This window comes from Paenibacillus sp. 01T422 (assembly GCF_056398785.1).
This window is the reverse complement of sequence record NZ_JBFTQB010000014.1, coordinates 19,526-31,169: the sequence shown is the minus strand read 5'-3', so window position 1 is coordinate 31,169 and position 11,644 is coordinate 19,526. Positions and strand designations below refer to the sequence as shown.

The window sequence follows — 11,644 nt, the reverse complement described above, 5'->3', positions numbered from 1 at the left end:
CTCTCCGCGTGACTTATCGTCTTGCCTGTATGAACATCCGGCGTTGTCTCGACAAATGTATCTACACCTATTTCCACTTATAAATCCCCCCATCTATAGTAAAAAATTGAATTCTCTTTTCTTATCCTTAAAATATTTATCCTAACATTATATATTATAATATTAATAAAATAAAGTCGTCAACCTAGTGTTAGAATTTGGAACATCCTACAACGCAAAAAAATAGCCGTATCCCCCAGCCTTAAGGCTAAGATAACGACAATAATTATCTTGCAACCAGATTTTCCAAAGTTGATTGACAGCGTTTTCTTTCTCTGGTATGGTCAGAGGAATACGCAAGACATTCCACGTCTAAATCGGAATGTCTTGTTGTATTTCTGTTTTTTTTCTATATTCAATGTATTTTTAATGAAAGGGGGTTTTGACGGTGATTCAAGTAAAAGAATTTTTGGACACGGATTCATCCTACGCAGAGTCGAGAGCTAATCAATTTCTGGCTGAGTTGACGGATGATCAAGTTATTAACGTATGTTATGGCTCTATCCTGAAGGCAGGAAGAAATGATGCCGGACTCCAACGTAGTTCCATCCTTATTGTTTATAAAACAAAAGAATAAATACCGATTTTTCTGCGTTTTATCAACTATTAAAGAGGTACTGATATGAAATCAAGAGTTGAAACTTTTTTTAAGTTAATCTCATTGGTATCGACACTTTTTCTCGCAGGAGTATTGGTTTATGTCATCTTACGCCATACCTGAATTCCCAGTCATGATGTCACGAAGAGGTTTTCACAAGCATAAGCTTTACTTTTTTTAAAAGCAGGGAGGTTCGCAAAATGAACATGCATGAGCATTGTCGTCTAATTATATCTGGTGGAATTTACGATGAACCATAGATTAATGTGATGAAAATAAGGCTGTCCACATCTAGTTAACTTCAAACCTGATGCAACAAATTTGCAAATAAAAGGGGCAATCCATTTAGCAATTAACTCGCTAAATGAATTGCCCCTTATTTTAAGTTAGGGATCATCCTCATTTTTCAGCTTTCCAAAGTTGTTCTAGCAAGATCACGATCATTGTCCCTACAAGCAATCCATTGCTGAATACATATTGCAAGATCGATGGAAGTCCCTGGAATGCTGTCGATGGTAGAAACATAAGTCCGATGCTAATCAGCAGTGTGATGCCCAGAATAGTCAATCGGCGTTGATCGAGTGTCTCTCTAAGAATAGACTGAAAAGCGATCCCAATCATTTGAACAAAAGATGCCAGTAATGCCGCCGTAGCGATTGGACCTGGGAGCAGCGCCAAGAAGTTAACGATAGCTGGAACTAATGAAATACCTGATAAGACCAGACAAGCCACAAGGAACGGACGAACTCGGGTCTGTTCGGTTAGTCGAATAAAACCCGCGGAAACCGGTAACGGAACGACCCCAATCGTTGAGAAGAAAGCGCATAACAGATGAGAAATTCCGCCAGCTATCCCACCGCGATTCAGCGTTTCTTTTAATTTCCTCGGAGTCTCCGGGACGACTTGGCTGACAGCCGAAACTGCAGCAATCGTATTAGAGACTAATATAAACGTAAACAGAATCGCCGTGATCACAATTCCGGCATTAAATTGCGGGTTCCCCCATCCAAAAATATCCGGCAGCTTCACCCAAGCTTCCTTCGTACTAAGTGCACCTGAACTTTTGCCGAGCAAAGTATACAGCAGCCAACCGGATAAGATTCCGATTAACACGGCATAATTTTTGATCCAACCTTTACCCCTGACAGAAAGAAGGATGACGAGAATAAAGACGCCAAACGATATTGCTGCGGTTCCATAATCAGGAAGGGATGCTTCTCCTTGTAAGGCTATCATGCCTTTCATGAAAACACCGCTAAGTTGAAGCGCTAAGATCAAAAGAAATGAGCCGGTAACCAGAGGGGTGAACAGGAACAGCAAACGATAGAAATACCCACTCAAGCCGAGAATGAGAAGGAGCAAACCTGCAATAATGAATCCACCCTCCAAAATTTGCAGTGTTTCCTTCAGGCTTTGACCCTGTCTGACTGCTACGTCAGCTAAAATCACAAACACACTGACCCATGAACCTGCGGGCCCATCCGCAATCGGATACCGATGCCCGAGCCATCCTTGAATGAAAGAACTCAAACCAACAACCAGAAATGTTCTCTGCATCAACGCCGATACTTCCTCAATCGACAAGTGAAAAATGCCGCCGATCACGATAGGTAGTGCGACAGAATTGGCCAGCAGGAAAATAAACCATTGAAATGTGCTTAAGCTGCCGTAGAACCGGCGATTTTGCGTTTCCATTATACCTCCTAATATAGGGACCTTTGAGCGTAGCTCAAAGTCTCTCCGCTGTAGGGATCACTGAACGTAGCTCAAAATCCCCCGGCTGTAGGGATCACTGAGCGTAGCTCAAAATCCCCCCGCTTTTACTTTACAGTAACATCGTTCAGCATCAGATAGCCTATTGGATTTAACGAGAATCCTTTGACATTTTTAGCCGTTACTGCTACATGATCAATTGTTCGAATTGGAATTAACGGACTTTCTTTCATTTCAATGTCTTGTACTTTCGCGTAAATCGCTTTCCGTTTCTCCACATCTTTCTCACGACGGCCTTCTTCGATTAACTTGTCCACTTCCGCATTGGTATAGAAAGCTAGATTACCTTTGCTGCCATGGGACGAACTGTGAAACACATTGTACTGATTATAATCCGCATCGCCGGTTGCGTTCCCCCAACCACCGATAAACAAGTTGTGTTCGCCTTTACCTGTGATATCCAGATAAGCACCATACTCCATCACTTTGATTTCGAGGTCAATGCCAATCCCTTTCAATTGAGATTGAACCACTTCTGCCAGGTTAATACGCTCTTTTCTATCATCTGTCACAATGGATGTTTTAAAACCATTTGGGAAACCAGCTTCAGCAAGCAGTTCTTTTGCCTTGTTGATGTTGTACGTATATTCGGCCAAATTAGCATTAAAACCAATCATTTTAGGAGAAAGAGCCGAGATCGCTTTGCTTCCCACGCCGTTATAGACACCTTTGATAATGGAGTCCTTCTCAATGGCATAGGAGAATGCCTGACGAACACGCACATCATCGAACGGTTTCTTCTTCACATTAAACCCGATATATTCTACGCCAAGCCCTTCGGTGCGAGCCAACGTCATGGTAGATGAATTTTTCACACGGTCTAATTCGGTTACAGGCAGTTGATCGCTAATCTGAACCTCTCCCGATTCCACCATGGCGACCCGCGTAGTATCCTCAGGTACTACTTTATAAACAACCTTATCTACTTTCGGAATCTCTCCCCAGTAGCTATCGTTTTTGACAAGCACCATCTCTTGCCCTGGCGTCCAGGACTGGAATTTGAATGGCCCTGTTCCAATCGGGTTTTTCGACAGCTTGTCAGCTTGTTCTGCAATAGCTTTCGGGCTAAGGATACTGCCTTCATTGCTGGCAAGAATGGACAGAATAGGGGCATACGGATAGGACAATATGAACTGTACGGTATAGTCGTCCACTGCCTTCACTTCTTTGACCATGGAGAAATTACTTGCTCTTGGTGAATTTACTTTTGGATCCAGAGCACGCTCCATGGTCTTCTTAACCGCTTCTGCCGTGAACGGCGTTCCATCATGGAACTTCACACCCTGACGCAGCTTGAACTCCCAAGTTAAGTCATCGACCTGTTTCCATTCTGATGCCAAAGCAGGCTTGTACTCCATATTTTTATCTGTTGAGAGTAGGCCTTCGTAAACTTTACCGAAAATGTAGTTCGCTGAAGGAATGTTTGTTATAAATTGAGGATCCAGGTTGTTCGCGTCCGCCTTTCTTGCAATGGTCAGCGTACCGCCTGCTTGGGAAGTTTCCGCAGCTTTCCCACTATCTGTTGTCGAATCTGGTGAAGAGGAGCATCCGGCCAACACCGACATACCTGCAAGAGATATCGCGAGAAAGCCGCCGAGAATAAGATTTCTTTTCATTGAATAAACCCTCCTATTTCGATCGTTTATCTAATACTTTAAATTGCTTATAAGCATTATAGAAAAAATTAGCTATAGAACATTGCACATTCTTTACGTTTATTTACAATATCTTTACTACTTTCGTTATGCAAACAAAAGCCAATCAAGAAAGCGTTAACATTTTATCCTTCATGCAAAATCCCCTTTACGAATGAATGGTCTTCTTATTTAGATAATAAATAATTTTCAGATAATTTGGTTTCACAATCTTTACTTGTATTTATATAATCTTTACTTCTTTTCGTTGCATACATAAGAAAAACCGTCAAGTTCACCTTGACGGTTTTTTAGGTTTGACAAATATAGTCCTGCATAACGTTAGGATAATAAATACCAATGCTKATTGTGGCCGCCATTATCATTCCATTGGATGGCTTGCGCTCCATCGGATGTCGATTGTCCCGACACATCCAATAACTTGCCACTGCCTCGGTTTTTAATTTTCACGGAGTCTTTTTCGCCAGTTGCGATAATTTCCCACTGTTGATTCCACCCGTCATTGCTTAGCCATTGAATAACATTGGCCCCATCAGATGAAGATGCTCCACTGACATCCAATAAATATCCGCTGCCTACGTTTCTGATATTATAAAATCCGTTTCCTAAATATTCGAGATACCATTTCTGATAATCGGCTTCTACATTCGTAAATTGTTGAATAAGCGCACCTGCTGCTTGTTTATCCCCTCCGCTGACTGACAGAGCCTTTAAGCTGTGTTCATTAATAAGTTTCAGAGCAACCGGTGTTCCAGAGGCGTACGATGTCGAAGTTACTGTGTATGACGATATAGATGCAACTAACACAAGCACCAAAAACGATATCAATCCGTACCTAACTAGAAATTGTTTCATGAAAACACACTCCTCTTTTAATTTATTAACTTGCGTCTGTGGAGATTAAGAACGAGTTTTATGTATTACGCATTAATCACCCCCTAAATCAGTAAACTCTCTTAAGTTCTCATTAAATTCTTTATTTGGGAGTAATTTCAATTTCATCCTACACTAGAGTGATCACTCTTTTCATTGATATTTTCGGGGTATTCTGTACTAGCATGACAAATATGATCATGGATTTGAGAAACCCACAACTGAAACCAGATTACACTGTGCAAAATCGGCAAAACCATGGATTCAGAACGTGAAATACGACCACAGATCATCAAGTAATAAAAAGGACACCGTCCTCATGGACGATGTATGTTGTACTTTGTGCAACATTATGACCGCATTTAGCCCTCCGCACTCCCCTATATTGTACTTAGTACAACATTACGAGCTACAAACCGCTATTTTCGTGTACCAGGGCCAAATTGATTGTACTTTGTGCAACGAGGGCTGGAATTACAAACAGTAGACCGCTCTATGTTGCACAAAGTGCAACGAAGCATCCCATGGCACCACGGGGTGACCCGAGGTAGCCCTAAACTTAAATTTGGGATAAGCCTTGCTTACCCCAAAATATAAAAAAAGCATAGCCCCCTCCCAATTGAGAGAAAACTATGCCTTTGGTGATTACAATGAACCGGAAACGACATTCCCGCGATACAGTACCGCTTGGCGCTCCGCTCTTCGCGCTACCGCTTCCGCCGAACAACTCGCGTGAACGAGCACCGCGCTTGCTTCATCGCCAACCGCCGGCCAGACGCGGGCGCCCTCCGCGGAAAGCGGAGTCTTGCCGCCTGTAATGAAGCCAAGCGCTTGCCCAAGCGAGCGCTCGTCACTCCAGCGGRATCGCTCCGCCAGGCGGCCAACTCTTTCCAAGCTGTCTCCTTGGCCGAATGGGGACCAATGGTCTGTGATGCTATCGTCGCCTAGTGACACGGATACGCCTTTTTGCTTGAGGAGCGGAATCGGAATCGTCGCTCGGTTAATCGGCACGGTGGAGGTGATCGCGATACCCAGCTGAGCAAACAACTCAGCCACTTCGCTTTGCAACTCGACCGGAACGTCCGCAAGACCGAGGGCATGGCTAACGGTCACTCGCCCCTGCCAACCCGCTTCCTCGGTAAGTGCGGCAAGCCTTTTGAACGTGAATATGCCTAAATGACCGGGATCATGAATGTGAACATCCACGTCAGCATCTGCCTCTACAGCCAACTCCATAATCGTGTTCAACGATTTCTCGATGTTCTGATCGACCGAGGCCGGATCTACGCCACCCATGGATGTCGCTCCCATTCGCAGCGCTTCACGCGCCATTTCCACAACATTGCTGCGCAGCAGCCCGTGCTGAGGGAAGGCTACGATTTCACCAGACAGCTTGCCTGAAAATGTTTCAAAAGCTTGCAGCGTGGCTTCAAGATTTTTCAAGCCGATATAGGGATCAATGTTGCAATGACTTCGGACGTGGGTCGTGCCGTTCTTCTGCAACAGCCCAAGCATCGCTTCCGCCCGCTCCCTAGCTGTCGGCAGCAGCTGAGTAAGCAGCGTTTCTTCTTCCTTTAAACGAGTAAAAATGTTCACGGGCGGTGAACAAGCCTTCCATGGGCCGCCGTAATACGTTTTATCGATGTGAATATGCATATCGCGGAACGCAGGAAGCAGAAGCAGGTTCTTCGCATCTTGCTTAGGCAGATCACTGTCTATGGTTGTTTCTCCAGAGACAATTTGCGTAATCTTCCCATCTTCGATGAGGAGATGACAGACCTCTGTCTCCGTTCCTGTAATTGTTCCATTATCGTAGCTATAGCCACTCTCCAAACGCACGTTAGTTAGCCAATAAGTAGAAATCATACTCATGATCGTTACACCCTTTCTCCCAGCCAAATTTGCAATCACTTACAGTAACTCAGGATCAAAACGTTTCTCATCCACATAAGCCCTAGCGTGGCCCCAGAAATATTTGGTCGGTTCCATATACTTCTGCAGTCCTGCGCGCTCAATCGTCCGCTTCGCTTCTTCATTCGCCTCATCAAGGGCGGTCAGCTCGTCAACGGTGAGCACTTTGCGGTCTTCCATTACGATTTTCCCATTCACGATAACGTTGTCTACATCGCTCGCTACTGCCTGATGGACCAACCTGTGCACATACATATATTCAGGCGTCAAATGTGGCTGGCGCATGTTAACCGTAATCACATCCGCTTTCTTGCCTGCTTCCAACGAGCCTAGCTCATCATCCCAACCTACACAGCGGGCCGCATCAATCGTGACCATCTCAAGCAGCTTGCCAGCAGGCAAGTAGTAGTAATCTTTGAGCGCTGCCTGATGAATCATCTGCGTCTTGCGCATTGCTTGAAACATGTCAAAACTCGCTGCCGGGGAAGTACCGTCCGTGGAAATCGCCACAGTTGCGCCCATCTCCATCAGTTCCGTAATGGGCGTTCGCGCATTCACCTGTCCGAATCCTGGCGCAGAGCTAACATTGGTTCCTGTTTCGGCCAGAATTCTGGCTTCATCAAATGAAATGCCGCGGCAGTGCTGTAGATGCACATCGGGCCCAAGCAAAGCATTTTCTTTGTCTTGAATCGCCAGATGAATCATGCCGCCAAAAGCATCCGAGTGAATCCGCGTTTTATATTTCCGAGCGATCTCGCGAATTTTTTTCGCCTGATAACGATCATGATCGGTTAAGCCATATAATTGATCCGGCGGCGTCGGGGCTGACGGATTAACGGAAGTAACGATCACGAAAGGCGTGATGAAAGCACGAATATGATCGTCGTGTGAATGATGGAGCGCTTCAATTACAGACTCGGCACCTTTCAACACCTCTTCGTAAGTTACTTCTCTGGTTATCCGTTTCCCATCCACCCAGCGACTGAACGAATGCGGCCACGGCGGATTGCAAGGACCCGTACAGACGATCTCTCGTATGCCAACTTCGGAGTAAGCTTTGGCATGATTGAGGGCGAAGATTGGATCATCTGAACGAGGCATGGAACCAAGCACACAAGCGCCTGTCGTGATCCCTGCCTTCAAGCGTTCAAGTGCATTCAGCTTACCTTCGTAATACCAGAACTCATCCGTTACAAAATGCTTATAAGTATGCGTCATGATTGGCATCCAGAAACTGATATTGTCCATTGCAATCGTCTTGAACATGGAATGACCACCATGACCATGGACGTCAATCAAACCAGGCAGTATACAGTGATGATTGCAATCTATCGTTCTCTTCGCCTCATACTTCGCCAGCAGTTGCTCAGTGTCAGCAACTTCCAGAATTCTCCCGTCGTGGATCGCAACAGCCCCATTCTCGAGAATGCGCCGTTCTTGATCCATGGTAATCACCACACCATGAACGAGTAATAAATCGATCATCGCCCAAGTCCTCCTGCCACTAATGTCCCCCGGTAGAAGACAGCCTTGCGTTCAGCTCTTCTCGCGACAGCTTCTGCCGTGGAAGTAGCGTCCACCAGGACCACGCTAGCTTCATCTCCGATATTTGGCCATGCGCGTTGGCCGTCTCGATCCAGCGGCGTCTTACCCCCAGTAATGAAACCAAGCGACTGCGACAAGGAATACTCGTCAATCCAGCGGAAGCGTTCCGCTAAGCGGCCTGCTCGTTCCAAGATGTCTCCGTTACCGAAAGGCTGCCAAGTATCAAAGATATTATCGCAGCCCGCTGCAACAGCAACCCCTTTCTCATGCAAAAGCGGAACCGGTGGCAGCGTTCTACTGTGAGGCGCGCTTGTGATGATCGTAATGCCTGCTTCAGCTAAAATAGCGGACAATTCCGCCGCCTCGCCGGCAGGCACTTCGCCAAGAGCGAACGCGTGGCTAATCGCCACTCTTCCTTGTAAACCCGCTTCCATCGTAAGCGCTGCCAACCGTCGCATTGTAAAAGTACCCAAATAATCCGGATCATGCAGATGTAAATCGACGCCCGCATTCGCCTCAACAGCAAGCTCCATCATCTGTTGTAACGAGGCTTCAATATTCCCGTCCACCATTGCGGGATCGACGCCGCCAATCAGTGTAGCTCCCTCGCGAAGAGCTGCTCTAACCAGCTCTTTGGACTGGGATCGCAGTAAGCCATGCTGCGGGAAAGCTACGATTTCATAAGAAAGTTTTCCCTCATAAGTGTCCAATGCTTGCTGCACGGCTTCCAAGTTCCGCAGTCCGACTTCCGGATAAATATCCACATGCGTCCGCACCTCCGTAGAGCCTGCCTTAAGCAGCGTATCCAGCAAGTTTTCTGCTCGCTCCTTGGTCGAAATCGGCAGTGTAGGGAGTAATCGTTTTTCCAATTCGCAGCGTTCCACGATATTCGCTACAGGGACGACTGCGCGCCACGTTTCCCCGATCAACGTCTTATCCAAATGAACGTGTTTCTCAATAAATGAGGGCAGCATAAGCAGGTTCTTGCCGTCTTGCTTCGGAAGATCCGTTTCGAACGGTCTATCAGCTGTCATGATTTCACTGATGATACCGCCCACTATACGTAGATGACAAATTTCAGTCTCTGTTCCGGAGATCACGCCATTATCATACAAATAGCCGCTCTCCAGACGAACATTGGTTAACCAATAAGATGAACTCACGAATTGCTCACCCTTCCTTCCTTTTCCAAAAATTCGGTGTGATTTGCTCGTACACCCTCAATTATAAAGAATATTCTGTGTTTTATTTTCACAATCTTTACTTCTATTTAAGGTATCTTTACGAGTTGCCCAAAGCTTATTTACTTCGCCCTGTTTTCTGATAACTTTAATTAAACAAAGGAGGACTGCTAGATGAATGTTGAATATGCTGAACAAAAGCAAGCGCTACCAAAACAGGCTCTCTCCGCTCGTCCTGGCAAGTGGAGAACATTTTATTTAAAGCTGCGGAGAAATAAGTTAGCGATGATAGGCGGGTATGTCATTCTTTTCTACTTCCTTGTCGCAATCTTTGCTCCGCTTCTAGCACCATACGATCCGTATCATATTGATTTAGTAAACAAACTAAAACCTCCCTCAGCTGAACATTGGATGGGGACGGACGACAAGGGGCGCGACGTGCTAAGCCGATTGATTGTCGGGACACGCCTCTCACTCTCGGTAGGGTTTGTAGCCGTATTCATCGGGGCTTTCTTCGGAATCGTTCTCGGGTTGTTTGCCGGCTATTACGGGAAATGGGTGGATACGGTTATCATGCGTGTGATCGATGTTTTGCTTGCTTTTCCGGGCATTTTACTCGCACTCGCTATCGTTAGCGCCTTAGGGCCTAGTTTAATCAACGTGATGATTGCCATTGGCGTATTTTCCATTCCGATGTTCGCTCGGATCGTTCGCGGTTCGACCTTATCAGTTAAAAAGTTGGAATACATCGACGCGATTCGCTCACTGGGAGCCAGCGATCTTCGGATCATATTCGTTCATATCTTCCCGAATATCCTATCTCCAATTATCGTTCAAGCTACTCTAAGGCTCGCAACGGCCATCCTCTCTGCCGCAGGATTGTCCTTCTTAGGACTTGGCGCTCAACCGCCTTTGCCAGAGTGGGGCGCTATGCTGAGCAATGGTCGCGACTTTTTATTCACAGTACCTTACTTGGCATTATTTCCGGGACTTGCCATCTCTACATTAGTAATTGGTTTTAACGTATTTGGAGACGGACTCAGAGATGCGTTGGATCCAAGAATGAAACAGTAAGCTTACCTAAGCGTATGCTTACGAACACAGTTTTCCCAAAGGAAAACTCTAGGGGGGATATCCATGATCGTATACATCATTCGCCGGCTGCTCCAGATGATCCCGGTATTGCTCGGCGTTATTCTAGTCGTATTCTTGATTATGCAGCTCGTGCCGGGCGATCCCGCCGTTCTGCTCGCAGGAGAAGGAGCTTCAGCTGAGACTGTTGAACGCATTCGTCATCAATTGGGGCTGGATCAGCCATTATTTATTCAATATGTCCAGTACGTCATTGACGTGGTCCAAGGAGATTTCGGGACCTCATTACGTTCCAATCTGCCTGTTTTCAAAGAAATCATGATTCGCTTGCCTATCACGATTGAACTAGCTGTGGCTAGTATCTTCATCACCATTGTTTTCGGGATGCTTGCCGGAATCATATCCGCTACGAAGCAATATACGGCATCTGATATCACGATCATGATCGTCGCTCTGCTCGGTGTATCCTTGCCCAGCTTCTGCCTCGGGCTCTCGCTTATGTACTTTTTCTCCGTGAAAATGCACATCTTTCCTGTCGCGGGCTGGGGAACTTGGAAACATGTTGTGCTACCGGCAATCACATTAGGTGCCTCAGGTGCCGCCATTGTCGCCCGGATGACACGCTCCACCATGCTGGATGTCATTCGCCAGGATTATATTCGAACAGCCAAAGCTAAAGGTTTGAAATTACGCATTATTATCTATAAGCACGCTCTCAAGAATGCGCTAATTCCTGTCATTACGGTGGTAGGTCTACAGTTCGGCGTACTGCTCGGTGGTACGGTATTAGTAGAATCTGTCTTTGCCATTAACGGACTTGGCCGTCTGATTGTAGATGCCATTCGCATGCGTGACTTGCCTATGGTTCAGGGTGGCGTACTTGTCGCCTCCATTATTTTCGTCATGGTTAACCTTGCGGTCGACGTCTTGTATCGCAACTTCAACAAACGTATCGAGTTGGATTAAAAGGAGGGAAC

General features: G+C 46.0%; 9 protein-coding genes. 3 read left to right on the top strand and 6 right to left on the bottom strand.

Translation table 11 applies throughout. The annotated features are described in order from the left end of the window. The first annotated feature begins 427 nt into the window (after window positions 1-427). Entirely contained in the window at window positions 428-616 is a 189-nt protein-coding gene (locus tag AC1DUA_RS01810; protein ID WP_477498092.1) for a sporulation protein Cse60, read from the top strand. Window positions 617-1,036: 420 nt separating this feature from the next. Here the strand turns inward: AC1DUA_RS01810 and AC1DUA_RS01805 are convergent, their stop codons facing one another. From AC1DUA_RS01805 to AC1DUA_RS01780, 6 genes are all read right to left on the bottom strand, one after another. Next, window positions 1,037-2,332 (bottom strand): purine/pyrimidine permease, encoded by a 1,296-nt coding sequence (locus AC1DUA_RS01805; protein ID WP_477498091.1) that lies wholly within the window; start codon window positions 2,330-2,332, stop codon window positions 1,037-1,039. A 125-nt stretch (window positions 2,333-2,457) separates the two neighbouring features. Then, window positions 2,458-4,026 (bottom strand): glutathione ABC transporter substrate-binding protein, encoded by a 1,569-nt coding sequence (locus AC1DUA_RS01800; RefSeq protein WP_477498090.1) that lies wholly within the window; start codon window positions 4,024-4,026, stop codon window positions 2,458-2,460. A gap of 360 nt (window positions 4,027-4,386) precedes the next feature. Beyond that, window positions 4,387-4,920 carry an RICIN domain-containing protein gene (locus AC1DUA_RS01795; RefSeq protein WP_477498089.1) on the bottom strand — a complete coding sequence of 178 codons (534 nt, stop codon included), beginning with the start codon at window positions 4,918-4,920 and terminating at the stop codon, window positions 4,387-4,389. A 663-nt stretch (window positions 4,921-5,583) separates the two neighbouring features. Beyond that, on the bottom strand, window positions 5,584-6,801 hold the full coding sequence (locus AC1DUA_RS01790; protein WP_477498094.1) for an amidohydrolase family protein: 1,218 nt from the start codon (window positions 6,799-6,801) through the stop codon (window positions 5,584-5,586). Between the two features lie 48 nt (window positions 6,802-6,849). Further along, window positions 6,850-8,334 (bottom strand): amidohydrolase family protein, encoded by a 1,485-nt coding sequence (locus tag AC1DUA_RS01785; protein WP_477498088.1) that lies wholly within the window; start codon window positions 8,332-8,334, stop codon window positions 6,850-6,852. Continuing rightward, window positions 8,331-9,557 carry an amidohydrolase gene (locus AC1DUA_RS01780; protein ID WP_477498087.1) on the bottom strand — a complete coding sequence of 409 codons (1,227 nt, stop codon included), beginning with the start codon at window positions 9,555-9,557 and terminating at the stop codon, window positions 8,331-8,333. Before AC1DUA_RS01780 ends, AC1DUA_RS01785 begins: the two co-directional genes overlap by 4 nt. A gap of 192 nt (window positions 9,558-9,749) precedes the next feature. Here AC1DUA_RS01780 and nikC point away from each other — a divergent pair, with 192 nt between their 5' ends. Further along, window positions 9,750-10,649 (top strand): nickel transporter permease, encoded by a 900-nt coding sequence (gene nikC, locus AC1DUA_RS01775; protein WP_477498086.1) that lies wholly within the window; start codon window positions 9,750-9,752, stop codon window positions 10,647-10,649. A 63-nt stretch (window positions 10,650-10,712) separates the two neighbouring features. Further along, complete coding sequence (locus tag AC1DUA_RS01770; protein ID WP_477498085.1) at window positions 10,713-11,633, top strand: ABC transporter permease; 921 nt, start codon at window positions 10,713-10,715, stop codon at window positions 11,631-11,633. Window positions 11,634-11,644: the final 11 nt, after the last annotated feature.

Coding starts and splice junctions, on each gene's coding strand:
- AC1DUA_RS01770 (WP_477498085.1), top strand. CDS start 10,713: ATGATCGTATACATCATTCGCCGGCTGCTCCAGATGATCCCGGTATTG.
- AC1DUA_RS01805 (WP_477498091.1), bottom strand. CDS start 2,332: ATGGAAACGCAAAATCGCCGGTTCTACGGCAGCTTAAGCACATTTCAA.
- AC1DUA_RS01800 (WP_477498090.1), bottom strand. CDS start 4,026: ATGAAAAGAAATCTTATTCTCGGCGGCTTTCTCGCGATATCTCTTGCA.
- AC1DUA_RS01785 (WP_477498088.1), bottom strand. CDS start 8,334: ATGATCGATTTATTACTCGTTCATGGTGTGGTGATTACCATGGATCAA.
- nikC (WP_477498086.1), top strand. CDS start 9,750: ATGAATGTTGAATATGCTGAACAAAAGCAAGCGCTACCAAAACAGGCT.